Source organism: Polaribacter litoreus (assembly GCF_054584775.1).
The window spans coordinates 212,699-233,855 of the sequence record NZ_JBTLRD010000005.1; the positions used below are offsets into that span (position 1 = coordinate 212,699).

Below are 21,157 nucleotides of genomic sequence, written 5' to 3' on the forward strand. Positions count from 1 at the left end.
CAAACCATGAAAAATATTATAAAAAACATTTTATTTTTAGCTTTTGTAGTTTTACTAGCTTCATGTGAAGATACATTAGAGCCAACACCATATTCATTTACATCACCAGAAAATTTTTATAAAACACCACAAGATGCTGAAATAGCTTTAGTAGGGGTTTATAATACACTTACTGCTGGTGATATTCAAGGACAAGGAAATGCAGATTCTTTTAGAAGAGATCTTTTTGAAATGTTAGTAGGTGGTACAGGTGAAGGAGTTGTACCTCAACAATTTGCAAATAATAGAGGAGGACAGTTTGGAACAGCAGCTTTTACAAGTCAAGATGTTGACTTAAATTTTAATTGGTTTTTCCTTTATGCTGGAATTAGTAGAGCCAATAGTCTTCTTGAAAACTTACCTAACATTCCTGATGCTGATTTTACGGGTACAAGAAAAATTGAAATTGAAGCAGAAGCAAAACTGTTAAGAGGATTTTTTCATACGATACTTTCAATGATGCATGGAGCTATTCCTGTGTATACAAGCACTAGTGATAGTCCTACTAAAGCAAGACAATCTGTTCAAGAAGTTTATGCTCAAATACTATCCGATTACGAATTTGGGTATCAAAATCTTCAAAACAGAGGACCTTTAGCTTCTAGTGTAAATAAATGGACAGCTGCTGGATTATTAGTAAAAGTACATACCTACTTAGCAAGCATGAAAATAAATGGCCTTAGTGATTTTGGATTTACGCTAAACAATTTTAATTGGGTAGATGAAGATGCAAGTTATCAAAGTGCAGTTACCATCTCTGGAGATATTGTTGCTAATAGCGGTTATCGTTTAACTCAAAATTACGATCGTCTTTTTAGAGAATCAACTAAATCAGATCAAGCAGAAGAAGTGATGTTTGCAGCTGAAGGTTCTTCTGATGCTTCTCAACAAGTTATTACAATTGTTATTAATAGCTTTATACCACAAGGGAATGCACAAAGAGTTGGAGGTGGTTCTGGTTGGACACGTCCAACAGGAGAACTTTTTGACCTGTATAACTCAGCTGATTTTCGTTTTAGTCATAATGTTTCTGGTAATTTAGGTGGTAACCCAAATATACTTGAAACAATAGAAATTGAAGGTGTTAGATATTATCAACCTAGAGACTTACCTGGAAAAGGTTCTGGATTTATGAGTGTAGGTAAATATAGAATGAAAGATCCTGCTCAAAAATCTTATGCTCCTTGGGCATCAGGTATTTCAATTCCATTATTAAGATATGGAGATATACTTTTATTAAGAGCAGAAGCACTTTTCTATACAGGAAATGAACCTGGAGCTAGAGCCATATTAACAGAATTGCGTCAAAGATCAATTATTGCTCCTGCCACAGTTACAGACCTTAATACTGCTTATTTTAATTCAAATTTTATTAAAGAGCTTCAAGAAGAACGCTCTAGAGAGTTGTGTTTTGAAATCTGGAGAAGGTTTGATTTGGCAAGATTTAATATTTTCGATCAAACTATAAATTCATTAGATCCCAGTAATGGGGCTTGGAACAGTCATGTTGTATTATTACAACAAAATTGGTTTTCAGAGAGAGTATGGTTTCCTATACCACTTCAACAAATTGATTTAAATTCAAATCTTAAACAAAATCCTGGCTACTAAAATTCTTTTAGTACAAAATCAATCTTAAATAATAATAAACATGAAAAGGTTTCTCTTAGTTGCCCTTTTAACTGTTACGTGTTCTTATTGGACTATAGCACAAGTAAAGAACCCAATAGTTATATCACCTAAAGAGGGTGATATGACACTTGTAATTAGAAATATTATAGAAAATACCAAAACAAAAGATGTACATTTAGTATTTAAAAAAGGGATTTATAAGTTCAATCCAGATTATGCTTTTGGTAAGTATTTAGATATTACAAATCATGGCAATGGCTATAAGCGTATCGTTTTTGATTTAAGTAAATTTAGAAAAATTACTATTGATGGTAATGGTGCTGAGTTTATTTTTCATGGACAAATAATGCCATTTTTATTCAACAATTCTGAAGCAGTAACCATAAGTAACCTTACTATTGATTGGGATATTCCATTTACCTTTCTTGGAGAAGTAATTGGTGTAAATGAAAAAGAAGGCTGGCGAGATATAAAACCCTTTACAAAAGGGTTTTCTTGGAAGTTAAAAAAAGGAAGATTACAGTTTCCAAATGTAGATGGTTTTAACTACAATATCTTGGGCAGTACATTAGCTTTTGACGCTCAAAAGAAAAGACCTATTCATGGTGCTTGGGATATTGAAAGTCATCCTAGATGGGTAGAAAAATTAGAGAATGGAAATTTAAGATTTCACGAATTCTTAAAACATTATCCACCTGTAGGCTCTTTATTAAGTTCGAAAGGAGATAGAGCGCATGATCGTTATGCACCAGCATTCGATTTTAAGAAATCATCAAATATTAAGCTCGATAATATTATTATTCATCATGCTCTAGGTATGGGGTTTCTTTTTGAATTATCAGAGAATATTCAATTACTAAATTCAGGAATTTATCTAAGAGATGGTACAAATAGGGTAATATCTACAACTGCAGATGCTACACATTTTGCGAACTGCAAAGGTACAATATTGATTGAAAACTGTAGGTTCGAAAACATGCTTGATGATGGTACAAATGTTCATGGCACCTATGTAGTTATTGATAAAGTTATTGATCATAAAACTGTACGAACAAAATTAGTGCATTTTGAACAACGTGGTTTTGAATTTGCAAGCCCTGGAGATGAGATGTGGTTTATAAAACAACCTTCTCCAGAACGTAATGAAATTGGTCTGGTTAACAACGTAAAACTAATAAACGAAGAGTTTAGTGAAGTTCGTTTTAATGCTGAAATTCCAAAAGACCTCAAACCTGGAGATATTTTGGAAAACAAAACATGGAATCCTGAGTTTACCATGAGAGGCTGCACCATTAAGAACCATAGAGCTAGAAATATTGTTTTGAAAACACCATTAAAAACAGTAATTGAAAACAATTATTTTTCTTCAATGATGTCGTCTATTTTTTTTAGAGGAGAAACATTTTTTTGGTACGAATCTGGGGCTGTCAATGATGTATTCATACAAAACAATATGTTCGATTATAGTGCATACAGTGGGGCAGAACATGCCATTTTGAACATCACACCACGTTTGGGAAAATCTTACGATACATCCATTATATATGATAAAAATATACGTTTCATAAATAACACCATAAAAACTTTTGGAAACAGAATTGTATGGGCAGATAGAGTAGATGGACTTGTCATAAAAGATAATATTATTATAAAAACGAACAATGCTCCAGAATTATATCCAAATACTCCACTAATCGAATTGAAAAACTGTAAGAACACTGTTGTGGAAAAAAATAAATACAAAGGCGATTTCAAAATAGCGATTGAAGCGGATGAACAAAGTAAAAAAACACTTGTTGTAAAAAAGAACAAAGGCTTTTGAATAATTCAACGAACTTACACTAAAATAAATACCGATGTTACATTTCATAAAGTTTATGTTACATCACTAAAAGTGAAAAATTACATTTTCATTTAATTTTGATCGTGTACAAATCATATGAACTAACAGATAGAAATAACTACTAAATTTTACATTATGAGAAAAAATTACATTACACTACTAGCTTTATTATTCACTGCAATTGGCTTTGCTCAAAATAATGATTTCACTAATGGTAGAGGTGACCTACTCTGGTCTAAAAATGGAAATTGGTCACTAGACACGGTTCCAAATACTAAAAACACAGCGATTGTTCGTCTACCTTTAATATTAGAATCAAAGGTCGATTCAAATTTTGTAATTAAGAAAATTCAAACTACATTTAGTACTCCTGGAGATGCCACAGTTGGTGGAACTAGTGTTTTAACTATAGATGCTGGTGCTAATGCTGTGCAGGGAATTGAAAATGTTTCAAATCAGAATATCAATTTAATTTTTAATGGAAACTTAACTATTAATAACTCCACCACAGCAGGAATAGCAAATACCTTAATGCGGAATCAAAATGGTTCTGGAAACTCAATCACTTTTTCAGAAAATTCGTTATTAACATTAACCACCCCACTTGAAGCCAAAACTGGTTCAAGTAATAACTTTAATTTCAATGGTTCAATTGCAGGTACTGCTCCATTAAGAGTAAATGCAAATACAATATCCACTTTTGGTAGCACATCTAATAACCCTAATTTTGAAGGTGATTTAGTTTGGGTTGGTGCAAATGCGTCAGTTATTGTAAATTCTGCAGATGATAATACTTTTTTACCTGTTGATAGAAAAATACAGATCAATGCAATAAATGGTTCTATAGAAGTAAACGGAATGAACGTTTATAAAGGTAATATTTCTATAAATGGAGACCGTTCTTTTATGTTTGATGTCAATAAAAATCAAAATAGTATAGGAACAATAACATTTGCTGGAGGAACTGCAAATGGTACTTTAAATTTAGATATTGACACAAGTATTACAGAGCTAGCTTTTGCAAATAGTTCTGAAGTAGAATGGAATTCCGGAACTTTAAATATTACAGGTTATAAAGAAGGTGTTTTAAGATTTGGAACAGATAATACAGGTTTAACTACTGCACAATTAGCGCAAATAGTTGTTGACGGAGTTAGTGATGCTGTTGCTTTAAATAGTGATGGATATTTAGTAAATAAAACATCATTATCTGTAAATGATTTTAATGAAGATATTCAAGCAGTTGCTTATCCAACTTTAACATCAAATAAAATATTTTTCAGCAAGCCTCAGAACAATGTAAAAATTGTTGACTTGAATGGAAAAACCCTAAAGCATACTAAAACCAATAATCAAGAAGAAATTTCTGTTGAATTCTTGAGTTCAGGATTGTATTTGATTGTTTTTGATAATAAAAAAATAGAAAAATTCATCAAGAAATAAATAGTTTATAAAAACGCATTATGAGAAACATTTCCGTAATTTTTATTTTGTTGTTTACACTAAGTAGCTCCGCTCAACAATTGGGTTCTGTGCCTTCTTTTTTTAGAGTTCAGCGTGAGCTACCTTTATTAGAATTGAATACAACAACAACAATTAATGTTTCTGATTATGGTGCAATTGTTAATGATGGTTTAGATGATGTTACTGCAATTAGAAATGCCATAAATGCTGTAAAAAATATTGCTACAGCTCAAAACCCAGTGCGTTTGCTTTTTGAATCTGGTACTTACGATATTATGTATGCTGGTACTTCTTCACACATAATTGATATAGCAGATATTAATGGATTACTTTGGGATGGACAAAATGCAGAATTTCTATTACACAATCCAACAGTTGGCTTTTTGGCTTTACTTCGTTGTGAAAACATCATTTTAAAAGATTTTTCGATAGACCATGCTACACTTCCTTTTTCTCAAGGAATAGTTACAAACATAAATGTAACTGAAGGTTATTTTGATTTTGTTTTAGAAGACTTTTCACCAGAACCAACAACAGATCCTTTTTTTAACTCACCACAAAGATGGGGAATGTTCAAGAATGCAAAAGGAGGTATTAAAGAAGGTACAAGAAATTTAATTCCACACAATCGTTTCTTTGAATCAATTGGCTCAAGAACCTATAGATATGGTGGACAAAATGCTAACACTTTGGTTAATGCAGAAGTTGGCGATTATTTTGTACATATTGGTAGATATAATGGTGCTACATTAATGAGAAATACACAAGGTAAAAACATTACTTATATGAACATTACTGGTTACGCAAGTGCTTCTGGTGGTTTTAATTCTAGAGATTGCTATGAATGGAACGTAATCAACTGTCATATAAAACTAAAAGAAGGTAGAGTGCACAGTGTTAATGCTGATGCCATGCATACAAATGGTAATTATATTGGTCCTTGGGTAGAAAACTGCTCTTTTGAAGGCTTTTCTGATGATTTTATGAATATAAAATATTCTAGAAGAACTATTAAAGAAATACACAGTCCCACAGAAATTACAATCCAATTCGATTTAGATGTTGGAGAAAAATTAGAGTTTTTCAACCCTAGAGATGCTGTACTTATTGGAACAGCAACAGTTAGTGCTGTACAAAATTTAGGCAGTAATTTATTTAGAATAACGCTTTCTAATGCTGTTAATTTGACCACTATCAATGCAGACGATGATCAATTGGCAGATAAATTATATGTAGAAAGTCGTTCTAATGAATCTTTTATTTTTAGAAATAATATTGTTCGAAATTCAAGAAGATATGGAATTCTTATACAAAGCAAATATGCACTAATAGAAAATAATCTTTTTCAAAATTTAAGTGGTGCTGGTATTCGCATTGAAAATGGTGTTGATTGGGGTGAAGGTTTTAGAGCTCATGAAATTGAAATCCGTAACAATCGATTCGAAAATTGTGGTTACGATAATTCTTTTATCGAAGAAGAAAATTCTGCAACTATATCTGTAGATTTTGCTAAAGTAAAAATACCATGTGTTAGAAATGGACGATTTTGTGGGACAGAAACAAGCGAATACCGAGCACATAGTAATATCAGAATAATAGGTAATACCATCCTTTACAATAAAAAAGGGATGTACTTAAAGAATATTGAAGGTTTAACAGTAAGCAATAATTTTATTTGCCATAGAGATGAAGATATCACACTTGGTAGTGACGAAAACCCTGAAGATATTACTATTTTAAATAGTGGAAACGTTAGTAACACTGCAAAAGAAGCTACTCTACCCAATGCTAATTTTCAATTTATACTGAATGATGCTTCACAAGAAAAAACTATCAGAAATACTGGAAGTAATCAAAACATTGGCGTTGAAATAAACACAACAGATGGTGAAATTATTCAAGGTTTTATAGACTCAGAAATAGGGAATGCTTTCAAAGTAAATACAGCTGGTAATGGACGTCTAAGTTTAATCAATAAAAATGATAATTCTCCTTATGCTGGACCACTAAAAGGCCAAGCAAGAAGCTATTCTTTTTGGATAAAACCAGAAGAAGCTATTTTCCACACGCTATTATATAGTGGAGGACCTTTAGAAGGGAGTGTTTTTGCCATACAAATACAAACAAATGGGGTATTACGAGTTACAGATAATGACAATAATTTTGTTAAAATGGATGATTTGCCTTTAGATATTGGTAAATGGAACCATGTTGCAGTTACTGTTCCCGAAAATAATACTTTTTTTAGTATCCAATTGTATAAAAACAGTGTTGCTTCTAATGAAACAAAAACAGGCAAAAATGTTTTGATAAACACAGCTGATAATAAAGTCGATTTTGTTCCAAGATTTAAAGGATTAATCAGTGACATCCGATTTTTTGATTATAAATTATGTGGTGCTCAAGTAGAATCAATATATAATGATTGGCAAAGAGCCTTATCAACAGAAGATTTTAATATCCTTGATGATAAAATAAAAGTATATCCAACTGTTACAAAAGGTAAGATAAATTTTAGTCAACCTATCCAATCTCTTACTATTTATAATCTTCTTGGTAAAAAATATATTTCTGAAAGAAACATTAATACAGATAGTTTTGATGTATCAAATTTATCGCCTGGTTTATATATTTTAAAGGTTAACAATCAACAAATTACTAAGATTTTAAAAGAATAAACAGATGAAAAAAACTATTTTAATACTCATTTTATGCATTTTTGGGTTTTCGTCTTACGCTCAATATAATTTTACATTGCCAGATCATTTTAGAACAAAACGAAACGTACCTGTAGTAGATTTTCCTACAAGTATGAACATAAAGCTGAGTGATTTTGGAGCAAAACCAAATGATGGTAAAAATGATGCGCTAGCCATTACAAAAGCACTAAATTTTTGTAAAAAGATGACTTCATCAGGAGCCGCTGTAAAATTAATTTTTGAAAAAGGAACATATGATTTATTTAGCAATCCAAAACAAGAAAGAAGATCTCATATTATAAATCTACAAAACGCGAATAATATTATTATTGATGGAAATGGTTCAAAACTTATAATTCACGATCCTTTAAAAGGCTTTTTTAGTGTTTTTAAATCGAAAAACATTATTCTTAAAAATTTGTTTATAGATTATGACCCATTGCCATTTACACAAGGAAAAATAGTAAATATAGACTTGACAGCTCGTGTTTTTGATTTAGAATTAGATAATGGTTTTCCAAAATTAAGTCACGAAATGTTTCAAAAAGCATCTCGAGTTTGGGGTATGTTAATGGATCCTAATATTCCTGGTAAATTAAAAGATGGTGCTCCTAACCTTTTTGCTTCTAAAGAATTTGAAGAAATATCTCCAGGTGTATTCAGAATTACAATAAGGGCGATTAATCTTCTTAAAGCAATGAATGTTGGAGATTTGTATGTACATATGGCAAGAACCAATGGTAGAAGCGTTTTTAAATCTGGTCATAGTAAAAATATTACTTACCTTAACAACACTAATTATTCCAGTCCTGCTGGCACTTACAATGCTTTTGAAATGGAAGAATGGAATATAATTGGGGCTCAAGTAAAATTAAAACCTGGCAGATTGCATAGTGCAAATGCAGATTGTATGCACGTAAATGGTGGTAAATTTGGCCCTTGGATACAAAATTCTCTTTTTGAAGGCTATAGTGATGATGCTGTAAATATGAAAGCTACCAAAAGAAATATTTTAAAGCAAAAATCGCCAACAGAACTCATCGTTAAATTTAATATTCAAAAAGATGAAGTTATTCATATATACAATCCAAGAGAAGGTATTTTAATTGGGCAATATAAAGTTTTAGAGACTAAGTTTCTTGGAGAAAATCAAATGAAAATAACCTTAGACAAACCTATTGATGTTGAATTACATACTGGAGAAACTAAAAAAAATGATCTTATTTATGTAGATTCTAGATCTAACGAATCTTTTGTGATTAGAAACAATACCTTTAAAAATGCACGTAGATATGGAATTCTTCTACAAAATTCTTACGGAATTATAGAACGTAATGTGTTTCAAAACTTAAGTCAATCTGCAATTACATTAGAAAATGGTGTAGATTGGGGAGAAGGTTTTATTGCGAATAATATTTTAATTCAAAACAATATTTTTAACAATTGTGGTTACGACTCCGCTTTTTTAAAAGAAGAAAGTGCAGCAACCATAAAAATGAGTGTTGGCAAACTCAAAAATCCAGATTCTAAAAAGAAATGGAGTGGTGTAGCTAGAGCAGATTGGCAAGGTATAAAAAACATTACCATTATCAACAATACTTTTAAATACAATAAACACGCCTTGTTTATAGAATGTTCTGTAAACACTATAATTAAAAATAATAGGTTTATTCGCAATTCAAAAGACCCATCAAAAGAAACTGAATTGATTCTCAAAGACAATAATACCAATTTAGTTTTTGAAGATTAACAGACTGCATATTTTTCAATTTTTACCAAAAAATGAACAATGAAAATCAATATAATTTTCTTTGCACCAGTACTAAGTCTTGTTTTACTATTAAGCTGTAAAACAGTAAATAAAACTCAGAAAACAGTTGTAAAATCAACAAAACCTAATATTGTGCTGTTTTTTGTAGACGATTTAGGTTGGGCAGATTTAGGTTTTCGTAACTCAGTTTTTGAAACCCCAAATATTGATGCATTAGCAAAATCTGGATTAAGTTTTGAACAAGCTTACATTGCAAGCCCTACTTGTAGCCCAAGTAGAGCAACATTAATTACAGGCAAGCATCCTGCTCGTTTAAAAATGGTACGTCATATTCCAGGAGGAAAAAAGAACGGATTTGATAAATTGGGAAGAACGAATCAAGAATTTCATTATTTAGAAAGAGACCCAGCACAATTTCCCAGCAGAAACTGGTTGCCACTAGAACATACCACGTTTGCAGAAGCCTTATCAAAGAAAGGTTATTATAACTTATTTATAGGTAAATGGCACTTGGGTCACGAAGATTTTCATCCTATACAACAAGGATTTGACAAGCAAATTGGGACTTCAAACGCGGGTCATCCAAAATCGTATTATCCACCTTATTTTGGTTATAAAGGTAATTATACAGATGATAAAAATACGTATTTAACAGATAAACTAACCAATGAAGCAGTTGATTTTATTTCAAATTACAATGAAGAAAATCCGTTTATGTTAACCTTTTCTTACTATTCTGTGCACACACCTCACCAAGGAAGAAAAGATTTATTAGCGCATTTTAAAGAAAAAGGTTTAGAAGGGAAATTTGCAAATTACGCAGCAATGGTTAAAGCTACAGATGAATCTATAGGTAGAGTTTTAAATGCAATAAAATCAAAAGGAATAGAAAAAGAAACCATAATTATATTTTTATCAGACCAAGGAGGGTATTTTGAGAATACGCCTTTTAGAGGTTCAAAAATGACTGAAACTTTATTTGAAGGTGGTGCTAGAGTGCCCTTTTTTGTAAAATGGCCTGGAGTTACAACACCAAACACTATTAATAATTCAATTGTTCAATCTACAGACCTCTTCCCTACTTTAGTCGATATTGCTGGTGGAAATGTCAATCAATACAAAGATTTAGATGGAGTTTCTTTAGCATCAACTCTTAAAAATCACAACACTTTAGAAAGAGATCCAATATTTGGCTACAGAGCCTACGAAGATTTATATGTTTCTGTAAGAGAAGGAGGTTGGAAATTACTAGCTTACAGAAGTGGTAAAAAAGAACTTTTTAATATTGCTAATGATATGAAAGAACAAAACGAAATTTCTAATCAACATCCTGAAAAAGTAAAAGAATTGGTTCAAAAACTTATCAAATGGGAGCAAAAAATGAAAGTTGAACAATACTCTGGAGTGCAATAATTTATCTATGAAAATATCGATTTCCATTTTTAAAGCAACATTAACTTTATTTGCAATTGGTTTAACTTTAGTCTGTAATTCACAACAAAAAAAGACCAATAAAAAACCAAACATTTTATTCTGTATTGCAGATGATGCCACTTGGAAACACATGAGTGCTTATGGCTCAAAATGGGTAAATACACCTGCTTTTGATAGGGTTGCAAAAGAAGGTTTATTATTCAATAATGCATATACACCTAATGCAAAATGTGGCCCTTCAAGATCTATCATATTAACAGGCAGAAATTCTTGGCAGCTAGAAGAAGCTGCAAATCATTTGGCGTATTTTCCAACCAAATTTAAAACTTATCCAGAAGCTCTTGCAGAAAAAGGATATGAAGTCGGTTATACAGGAAAAGGTTGGGCTCCAGGAACTGCATTACACAAAGATGGCACTAAAAGAAACCTGCTTGTCAAAGCATACAATAAAATCAAAAGAAAAGTGCCCACAAAAGGAATTTCTAAAATAGACTATGTTGCTAATTTTAAGAATTTTATAACCAATAAAAAAGCTAATAAACCATTTTATTTTTGGTATGGAGGACATGAACCCCACAGAAAATATGAATATGGAACTGGAGTAAGTTTAGGTAAAAAGAGACTATCTCAAATCGATTCGTTTTTTTCTTATTGGCCACAATCTGATATTGTAAAAAATGATATGTTAGATTATGCTTTTGAACTGGAATATTTTGACGAACAATTGGGTAAAATTTTACAAGTTCTTGAAGAAAAAGGCGAATTAGAAAACACAATTGTTGTGGTAACTTCAGATAATGGAATGCCTTTTCCAAGAGTAAAAGGACTCAGTTACGAACATTCAAACCATTTGCCTTTGGCAATTATGTGGAAAAATGGCATTCAAAATCCGGGACGTAAAATTGATGATTATGTAAGTTTTGTGGATATCGCAGCTACTTTTGTGGATATTACAGAACAATCACCAGAAAAGTTAGGAATGAAACCCATACAAGGTAAAAGTTTAGTTCCCTTTTTCTATTCAAAAAAAACAGACCTTATCAAAAATAAAAAAGATTATGTGCTTTTGGGTCAAGAAAGACATGATGTGGGTAGACCAAATGATGTAGGATATCCTGTTAGAGGAATTGTAAAAGATGGTTTTATGTTTCTTATCAACTACGAAAACGAACGCTGGCCAGCAGGAAATCCTGAAACTGGTTATACCAATACAGATGGAAGTCCAACAAAAACAGAAATCCTGAATTTAAAAAGGCAAGGAAAAACAGAAAAATATTGGGATTTCAATTTTGGTAAACATCCAAAAGAAGAACTATATCAAGTAAGTATTGATGATGAATGTGTCTATAATTTAGCTAATAACAACAAATTTAATACAATTAAAAAAGAACTTAAAGCGATCTTAATTGCCGAATTAAAAAAGCAAAACGACCCAAGAATGTTTGGTAATGGAGCTATTTTTGATGATTACAAACCAGATAGAAATGCAAATTTCTACGAAAGATATATGAGGGGAGAAAAAGTAAAATCTGGCTGGATAAACAACACCGATTTTGAAAATATCAAAAAACAATAGCGTTTATAGCAAAAGCTCTAATGATAAAGGTATGATACAAAATCAAATCACTCCCAATAATTTGAATTAAATCATTTAATGCCAAATAAAAAGGCTTTTAAAGGGCAATTTAAAGAGGTAAGAAATATAGAATTCTTCCTTTTTAGACTAACAAATATTTATGCTTAATTTTTTCCCACAACTTTTGGACTTGATCCTTGATCCATGATCCTTTAAAATCAAGCAACTTTTGGTGTTAATCCAAAAACAAAAAAGCCTTAACTTTAGTAAGTTAAGACTTTTTTTGCTCCCCCTCTTGGGCTCGAACCAAGGACCCTCTGATTAACAGTCAGATGCTCTAACCAACTGAGCTAAGGAGGAGTTTGCTTCCTTATTTAGGTTTAGCGAGTGCAAATATATATCTTTTTAGAATATTGCCAAATACTTTTTTAATTTTTTTCAATAAAAAGTTTATTGTTATAATTAAATTTTAAAAGTTGTTTAACAACTAAAAATTGTATTTTTGTACACTTTAATTGCTTATACTAAAAGCATAGTACAAATTATGGATAAATTTTCGTTTTTAAACGCAGCACATACAGGTTTTATTGCCGATTTATATGATAAATATCTTGTAAATCCTGATGCCATAGAGCCAAGTTGGAGAAGTTTTTTTCAAGGTTATGATTTAGCCAATGAAAACTACTCTTTTACTGATGATGATGATGAAACTGTTGAAATACCTCAAGAAGTTCGAAAAGAATTTCTAGTAATCGACTTAATTAACGGCTATAGAGCTAGAGGTCACCTATTTACAAAAACAAACCCAGTTAGAGAAAGAAGACAATACGAACCAACATTAGATATCGAAAATTTCGGTCTTTCCGAAAACGATTTAGAAAAAGAGTTCTCAGCAGGTGAAATTCTTGGTCTTGGAAAAACGACACTGGCAAAAATTATTGAAAAACTAAAACGTATTTATTGTGATTCTATAGGTGTAGAATATACCTATATGCGTAACCCAGAGAAATTAAAATGGTGGCAAAATCGCTTAAACAAAAACGACAATCACCCGAATTATAGTAACGATGCAAAAAAATACATCTTTGGTAAATTAAATCAAGCTGTTACCTTCGAGAGTTTTTTACAAACAAAATACGTTGGTCAAAAACGATTTTCTTTAGAAGGTGGAGAAACATTAATACCTGGAATTGCAGTAATGTTAAGAAATGCTGCAGAAGAGTTTGGTGTTAAAGAATGTGTTTTAGGAATGGCACACAGAGGCCGTTTAAATACTTTAATTAATATCTTTAAAAAACCCGTTAGAGAATTATTTAGTGAGTTTGAAGGAAAAGATTTTGAAGATGAAGATATTGACGGTGATGTAAAATATCATTTAGGACTAACCTTAAGCAAAACTTATAGAAATGGAAATGAAATCAAGATGAACTTGGTACCAAATCCATCACACTTAGAAACAGTAGCATCTGTAGCAGAAGGAATTACTAGAGCAAAAATTGATAGAAAATACAGTGGAGATTCTAGCAAAATTTTACCAATTGTTATTCATGGTGATGCTGCAATTGCTGGTCAAGGTATTGCTTATGAAGTAGTTCAAATGGCTAAATTAAATGGCTATAAAACTGGGGGTACTGTGCATATTGTGGTAAATAACCAAATTGGGTTTACTACCAATTATTTAGATGCACGTTCAAGTACCTATTGTACAGATGTAGGTAAAGTAACCTTATCGCCTGTATTACATGTAAATGCTGATGACACAGAAGCTGTTTGTCATGCTATGGAAATGGCTTTAGAATACAGAATGCGCTTTAAAGCAGATATTTTTATTGACTTATTAGGATACCGTAAATACGGTCATAACGAAGGTGATGAACCTCGTTTTACACAACCAAAATTATACAAAGCAATCTCTAAACATAAAAATCCAAAAGATATTTATGCTTCTCAATTAATTTCTGAAGGATCAATAGAAAATGGACATATAAAAGAAATTACTACAGAATTTAAAGAGATGTTAAACACCGAGTTTAACAAGTCTAAAGAAGATAAAACTTCTAAAGTAGAAGAATTTATGAAATCTACTTGGGAGGGCTTTGAACGTCAAGATCAAGAAGCAATGTTAGCTCCTCTAGATACTACTTACCCTTTAGAAAGCCTAAAGAATATAGCAAAAGTAGTTTCAACAGTTCCTAAAGGTGCAAATTTTGTTAGAAAAGCAGAGCGTATTTTACAAGCACGTGCAAAGATGACTTTTGAAACCAATAAATTAGATTGGGGAATGGCAGAAAACTTGGCTTATGGTTCGCTAATGGAAGAAGGTTTTAATGTACGTATTTCAGGACAAGATGTAGAAAGAGGTACTTTTTCTCACAGACATGCTATTTTACGTGATGAAGTTACAGAAGAACGCATCAACTTATTAAACACAAATCCAAACAATAAAGGGCAAATGACAATTTACAATTCGTTATTGTCTGAATATGGTGTTTTAGGTTTCGATTATGGTTATGCCATGGGTAATCCAAATACGTTAACTATTTGGGAAGCTCAGTTTGGAGATTTTTCTAATGGAGCACAAATTATGTTTGACCAATATATTTCTGCTGCAGAAGATAAATGGAAAGTTCAAAACGGAATTGTTGTTTTATTACCTCATGGATATGAGGGTCAAGGTTCTGAGCATTCATCAGCAAGAATAGAACGTTATTTACAATTGTGTGCCGAAGATAATATGACAATTGCAAATTGTACAACTCCTGCCAACTTTTACCACCTATTACGTCGTCAAATGAAACGGGATTATAGAAAACCGTTAATTGTATTTACGCCAAAAAGTTTACTACGTCATTCTAAAGCAGTAAACACTATCGAAGAATTGGCAACAGGCGAATTTCAAGAAGTTATTGATGACACATTAAATGTTGATGGAGTTACAAAAATGGTGTTCTGTATGGGTAAATTTTACTACGATTTATTAGCAGAAAGAGAAGAATTGCAAAGAGAAGACGTTGCTTTAATTAGAATTGAACAATTGTTCCCATTACATAAAGAAAAAATTCAAAAAATTATTGATAGATACCCTAATATAGAAGAATACATTTGGGCACAAGAAGAACCTAGAAATATGGGGGCTTGGAGTTATATGTTACAACGTTTTGAATTGAAAAATTTAAGTGTACGTTCTCGTAAATATTATGCAGTTCCTGCTGCTGGATCAAGCACACGCTTTAAAAAGCGTCACAAAGCAGTTATTGATAGTGTTTTTAATAGTTAAGATTATAAAATTTCAGAATAAAAATAGAAAACATGAGTGTTTTAGAAATGAAAGTTCCTTCTCCAGGAGAATCGATTACAGAAGTAGAAATTGCAACTTGGTTAGTTGAAGATGGAGATTATGTTGAAAAAGATCAACCCATTGCAGAAGTAGATTCTGATAAAGCAACCTTAGAATTGCCAGCCGAAGAAAGTGGAATTATAACCTTAAAAGCAGAAGAAGGCGATGCTGTAGAAGTTGGTGCTGTAGTTTGTTTAATTGATATGGATGCTGAAAAACCAGAAGGTGATGCTGCTCCTGCCAAAGAAGAAGCTCCAAAGGAAGAAAAGAAAAATGACGCTGCTCCAGCTCCAAAAGCAGATACTTACGCAACAGGAACAGCCTCTCCTGCAGCTAAAAAGGTATTGGCCGAAAAAGGTATTGCTGCATCTGCTGTAAAAGGAACAGGAAAAGATGGTAGAATTACCAAAAATGACGCTGTAAATGCTGTTCCATCTATGGGAAGCAAGCCAGCATATGGTTCTAGAGGAACAGAACGAAAAAAAATGTCGATGCTACGCAGAAAAGTAGCTGAACGTTTGGTTTCTGTAAAAAACGAAACTGCAATGTTAACTACTTTTAATGAGGTAAACATGCAACCTATTTTTGATTTAAGATCTAAATATAAAGAAGATTTTAAAGCAAAGCATGGAGTGGGTTTAGGTTTTATGTCTTTCTTTACATTAGCTGTAGTTAGAGCATTAAAAATGTATCCTGATGTAAATTCTATGATTGATGGAGACTTTCAAATAAAGCACGATTTTCAAGATATTTCTATTGCAGTATCAGGTCCTAAAGGATTAATGGTACCTGTAATAAGAAATGCTGAAAACTTATCATTTAGAGGAGTAGAAAGCGAAGTGAAACGTTTGGCTTTACGTGCAAGAGATGGTCAAATTACTGTTGATGAAATGACTGGTGGAACTTTTACTATTACAAATGGTGGTGTGTTTGGCTCTATGCTATCTACACCAATTATAAACCCTCCACAAAGTGGTATTTTAGGAATGCACAACATTGTAAACAGACCAATGGCTGTGAATGGTGGTATTGTAATTCAACCAATTATGTACGTAGCTCTATCTTACGATCACAGAATTATTGATGGACGCGAATCTGTTGGTTTTTTAGTGGCTGTAAAAGAAGCTTTAGAAAATCCAGTAGAATTATTAATGGATAACAATATTGAAAAGGCTTTAGAAATGTAAGTTGTAATTTTGTTAAATAAATCATACAATCCTGAGCATTTGCTTGGGATTTTTTTTTATTATTTTCTTAATTTAGCCAACAAAATTTTAAAACTAAAATGAAACAAATTCTACTTTTTATGTTTGTTGTGTTATCATCAGCACTCATCTTTTCACAAAAAAACACTGTAAAAAAATCAAACTTAACACTTAATTTTTTAGCGGGTGCAGCCATAGAATTAGGTGGAGACAGTGTTGCAGAAATTTATTTTGATGACAACAGTACGCAAACTGTAAATGCAGGACAAGGAGGTAGCATATTTGTGGGCGGAGAATTATTTTTTTCAGAATTAAAAAAAACCTCTCTAAGAGCAACTGTAGGTTTTAAATATGTTACCACAAAAGCAACTAACTATAGCATCACTTTAACAAGAATACCTATAGATTTCTCAGCAAATTATAGATTTGCTAAAGATTTTAGATTAGCCGCAGGTATTGTATCTCATCAAAATATTAAATTTAATACTGATGGTTTGGCTGCTAACGAAAACTTTTCTGCAGATTTGGGTTCAAAAATTGAGATTGCATGGAAATGGATTGGCTTAAGCTATACTTTTATGGATTATAAAGACGCTCTGAACAATAGCTACAACGCAAATGCTTTCGGTATAACATTAAGTTCTTCAGATTTATTTTAAAGATAAAACACAAATCATATAAACAACATTTTACAACCGCTATAAATGATTGTATTTACTTGTTCAATCAAATACATAGAGCTCTGCTGATGTCATAAAACCTTAATTTAGAGCTAAAACTTCTCAAAATACTTACACCATTTGGTACACGAAAAAAAGCTGTCTGACAAGCAGATTTATATGTCATTTTAAGCAAAGTCGAAAAATCAATACCTTTCATTACAAAAAATATGATTTCTACATTACTATCAGAATGACAAGCTTTAATACTTTTTAGACAGCCTCTTTTGCTTATCAAGAAATTTAAAAATGGTTTTTTTAAAACCTCTTTAAAAACTTCTTTCATTGTATTTATGCAGAATTTCTACTAGCGTTTATGTTACCAAATAAAGATCGCATTACCATTTTTTCATACATTTCAATTTCACTAGCTTCTGCACCAGATTTCTGTAAATCTTGAACCTTTTTTAGCGCATATTGTTGAATAGTTAGTAATGGCAATACAATTTTTTCTCTTATCTCTATTGATGCTTTTCCTACAGGTTGATTTTCCATTAATTCTTTGTGTCCTGCAAGCTTTAGTAATAAACGTTTTGTAGTTTTATACTCTTTATGAATCAACTTCCAAAAATCGCCATAAAAAGGATCATCAGCCATATAAGCCGTTAACCCAAAGAACGATTTTGTTAAACTCATCATACTATTTTCTAACAACGTTTTAAAGAAATCTGAAGAGTTATAGAAATCAACTATTTCTTCAAATCTCCCTGCATCTTCGTATTTTTTTAAAGCTGTACCTACACCAAAAAAACCTGGTACATTTTGCTTTAATTGACTCCAACTGCCTACAAAAGGTATTGCTCTTAACTGAGAAAAATCTAAAGTATCTGAGTTTGATCGCTTACTTGGTCTACTACCAATATTAGTTTTGGCATAGTATTTTAAGGTACTCATTTTTTCTAAATACGGTAAAAAACAAGGATGATTTTTAAAATCTACATAAGCCTGATAACTTGTAGAAGCCAAATCTTCAATCAATTCTCTATGCGTATCATTAATTTGATCTTTGGTAAAAACTTCATTTTTAATTCCAGAACTTAACAATTGTTCTAAATTGTACTGTGAAGAATCTTCTGTACCAAAATTAGAACTTATAGTTTGTCCTTGTATTGTTAATTGTATTTCTTTATCTTCAATTGTTGGTCCTAAAGATGAGTAGAATTGATGCGTTTTTCCTCCTCCTCTTGCTGGTGGTCCTCCTCGTCCGTCAAAGAAAATAACTTCAATATCAAACTCTCTAGAAACTTTAGTTAAAGCTTCTTTTGCCTTAAAAATACCCCAATTTGCCATTAAATATCCACCATCTTTGGTTCCATCAGAAAAACCTAACATAATGGTTTGCTTATTTTTTCTTTTAGACAAATGGTATCTATAAGATTTATTAGAATACAACTTACGCATTACACTTTCTGAATTCTCTAAATCATCAACCGTTTCAAAAAGCGGAATAACATCTACAGGCAATTCATTTTCGAAACCGCATAAATTTAACATAGCAAAGGTTTGCATTACATTTAATGCTGTTTGGTTATTGCTAATAATATATCTATTTGCACCTCGTTCTCCATTTCTTTGTTGAATGGTTTTTAATGCGTAGATAGACTGAATGGTTTTTTCAGACATTTCATCAGTTAAAATAGCGGGATCTATGTTTCCTTTTACTACCGATAAAATTTCAATCTGTTCATCTTGAGACAAACTGTGATAATTTTTTGGAAAAGTAGTATCTCCTGAAGCCAATAAATCGTCAACAATTTGCGTAAAAGCTTTGTGATGAACTCTACTATCTTGTCTAAGATCTAATGTCGCAAAATGAAAACCAAATATTCTAACCTTGTTGATAAAGTCGTTCAATTCGTCTATAAATAATCCATCGTGCTTTTTTTCTACAATTTCTCTAGCTGTTTCTAGCTCTTTTAATAGTATTTTTTGTGAAAAATTTACTTTTGCATAACTTCTAACAACATGTTTATATAAACGTTTTTCAACGCCAACTAAAATTTCTTGAACACCATCAAAAGTAAAACGTCTTTTTAAACGTCTTACATCTCTATAATAACTCCTTAAGATAGATTGACGCAACCTTTCTGCAACATCTAAAGTAATTTGAGTAGTTACAAACGGGTTTCCATCTCTATCGCCTCCTGGCCAAAAACCAAGGTCTATAATTTCATTTTCTAAGGGTTTACCATCATAAATATGATGCTGAATGTAATTGTATATTTTAGGTACAGATTTATAAAAAACATGCTCTAAATACCAAATTAAGCTAACAGCTTCATCAAAAGGTGTTGGTTTTTTCTTTTTATAAAATGGTGTTTTACCTAATTGTGCAAGTAGCTTTTTAATGAGTAATAAATCGTCATTTTGTATAGCTTTATCTAAATCTGTAATGATACCCAAAACTGTACCTGGATAAAATTGCGTAGGATGTGCGGTTAATACAATACGAACCTTAAACTCCTCCAAGTGTTTTTTAAGTTCTTCTCTTTTATTTCTTAAAATTGCAGTTTCTTGCGAATTACGTAGCGTACCAAAACCCTCCATATTGTTTACAATAGGAAAAGCAGCGTCTTCTATGGCATCAAACAAAACTACTTGACGCTCTATATATTGTATAAAATGGAATAATAAATCTTTTTTTACCTCTTCTTTTGAAGAGTCTACATATTTTTTAAAAAATTTTTCAACTATTTGTGTAGGGTTCTTTCCATTTTTAAATCCTTTTTCACATAGTTTATGAAAAAGAGGTAACAAAACACCTGTGCTATTAATGGTATGGAATGGAAGTGTTGCAAATATGCTGTTATAAATTTGATATTTAGACAACACATTGTCGTTAAATCTAGTTAATTGTGGTAGTGCAGACATATTTTTGTATTTGTAGGGTAAAACTACAAAAATCAAAAATTAAAGAACCTGTGTTTTTGGAAATAATTATTCTAAAAATTACGAAAACCGTAGAAATTGAAGTCAATTTTCTATAATTGTTTAATTTCTGATAAAACTTATTGATTCTGTTGTTTTTTAATCTGTGGCTTGAACTGAAAGTAGATTTGGGCATTGCAAATTCCAACGAGTTGGATTGTTTTCAACTAAAAAGGCTATGGGTAAATTTCTATCTTGATGTCGTTTATAATCGTAAATAAAATCGGATTGCGTATTACTTAAATCTTCAAAAAAAAGTGAAGGTTGATTAAAATCTGAAATAAAATGACCTACATAAGCAAATTGAACATGACTTAAGTTTAATTTTTTATGAAGATTAGCAATTGAATTTGAGTTTTTAGATAAACTGGAAAATGTATAAATACTAACTGCTTTTTTTGAAGGTGCTTTTGTTGCGTTTTGAGCGTGAATAAAACATCCTAAAAATAAAGAGATGGTAATTAAGAAGTGTCTTAAGTTCATGCTAGTTGTTTTTCAAAAATGTATCAA

At 31.5% G+C, this 21,157-nt stretch carries 13 protein-coding genes and 1 tRNA gene; 10 read left to right on the forward strand and 4 right to left on the reverse strand.

Translation table 11 applies throughout. The features are described 5' to 3' along the window. Positions 1–6 precede the first annotated feature (6 nt). From ACW9UN_RS06020 to ACW9UN_RS06050, 7 genes are all read left to right on the forward strand, one after another. Positions 7–1,650: a RagB/SusD family nutrient uptake outer membrane protein gene (locus ACW9UN_RS06020; protein ID WP_459484828.1), complete on the forward strand. Its 1,644-nt coding sequence runs from the start codon at positions 7–9 to the stop codon at positions 1,648–1,650. Positions 1,651–1,690: 40 nt separating this feature from the next. Beyond that, entirely contained in the window at positions 1,691–3,493 is a 1,803-nt protein-coding gene (locus tag ACW9UN_RS06025; RefSeq protein WP_459484831.1) for an alpha-1,3-galactosidase-related protein, read from the forward strand. Between the two features lie 156 nt (positions 3,494–3,649). Continuing rightward, positions 3,650–4,957, forward strand: a complete 1,308-nt coding sequence (locus tag ACW9UN_RS06030; protein WP_459484832.1) for a T9SS type A sorting domain-containing protein — start codon at positions 3,650–3,652, stop codon at positions 4,955–4,957. Positions 4,958–4,977: 20 nt separating this feature from the next. Further along, on the forward strand, positions 4,978–7,656 hold the full coding sequence (locus ACW9UN_RS06035) for a LamG-like jellyroll fold domain-containing protein (RefSeq protein WP_459484834.1): 2,679 nt from the start codon (positions 4,978–4,980) through the stop codon (positions 7,654–7,656). Positions 7,657–7,660: 4 nt separating this feature from the next. Next, positions 7,661–9,427, forward strand: a complete 1,767-nt coding sequence (locus ACW9UN_RS06040) for a right-handed parallel beta-helix repeat-containing protein (RefSeq protein WP_459484836.1) — start codon at positions 7,661–7,663, stop codon at positions 9,425–9,427. Between the two features lie 39 nt (positions 9,428–9,466). Further along, on the forward strand, positions 9,467–10,861 hold the full coding sequence (locus ACW9UN_RS06045) for a sulfatase (protein WP_459484838.1): 1,395 nt from the start codon (positions 9,467–9,469) through the stop codon (positions 10,859–10,861). A gap of 7 nt (positions 10,862–10,868) precedes the next feature. After that, entirely contained in the window at positions 10,869–12,458 is a 1,590-nt protein-coding gene (locus ACW9UN_RS06050; RefSeq protein WP_459484839.1) for a sulfatase family protein, read from the forward strand. 286 nt (positions 12,459–12,744) lie between these two features. On the opposite strand, the gene ACW9UN_RS06055 is transcribed toward ACW9UN_RS06050, so the two are convergent. Further along, positions 12,745–12,818: transfer RNA gene (locus tag ACW9UN_RS06055), tRNA-Asn, on the reverse strand. A 184-nt stretch (positions 12,819–13,002) separates the two neighbouring features. Here ACW9UN_RS06055 and ACW9UN_RS06060 point away from each other — a divergent pair. From ACW9UN_RS06060 to ACW9UN_RS06070, 3 genes are all read left to right on the forward strand, one after another. After that, on the forward strand, positions 13,003–15,735 hold the full coding sequence (locus tag ACW9UN_RS06060) for a 2-oxoglutarate dehydrogenase E1 component (RefSeq protein ID WP_459484841.1): 2,733 nt from the start codon (positions 13,003–13,005) through the stop codon (positions 15,733–15,735). Between the two features lie 32 nt (positions 15,736–15,767). Next, entirely contained in the window at positions 15,768–16,982 is a 1,215-nt protein-coding gene (gene odhB, locus ACW9UN_RS06065) for a 2-oxoglutarate dehydrogenase complex dihydrolipoyllysine-residue succinyltransferase (RefSeq protein WP_459484843.1), read from the forward strand. A 98-nt stretch (positions 16,983–17,080) separates the two neighbouring features. Further along, on the forward strand, positions 17,081–17,659 hold the full coding sequence (locus tag ACW9UN_RS06070; protein ID WP_459484844.1) for a hypothetical protein: 579 nt from the start codon (positions 17,081–17,083) through the stop codon (positions 17,657–17,659). A gap of 67 nt (positions 17,660–17,726) precedes the next feature. Here ACW9UN_RS06070 and ACW9UN_RS06075 read toward each other — a convergent pair whose 3' ends face one another. From ACW9UN_RS06075 to ACW9UN_RS06085, 3 genes are all read right to left on the reverse strand, one after another. After that, positions 17,727–18,005 carry a hypothetical protein gene (locus ACW9UN_RS06075; protein ID WP_459484846.1) on the reverse strand — a complete coding sequence of 93 codons (279 nt, stop codon included), beginning with the start codon at positions 18,003–18,005 and terminating at the stop codon, positions 17,727–17,729. A gap of 5 nt (positions 18,006–18,010) precedes the next feature. Beyond that, positions 18,011–20,590 (reverse strand): phosphoenolpyruvate carboxylase, encoded by a 2,580-nt coding sequence (locus ACW9UN_RS06080; protein WP_459484847.1) that lies wholly within the window; start codon positions 20,588–20,590, stop codon positions 18,011–18,013. Between the two features lie 156 nt (positions 20,591–20,746). Next, positions 20,747–21,130 carry a hypothetical protein gene (locus ACW9UN_RS06085; protein ID WP_459484848.1) on the reverse strand — a complete coding sequence of 128 codons (384 nt, stop codon included), beginning with the start codon at positions 21,128–21,130 and terminating at the stop codon, positions 20,747–20,749. Positions 21,131–21,157 lie beyond the last annotated feature (27 nt).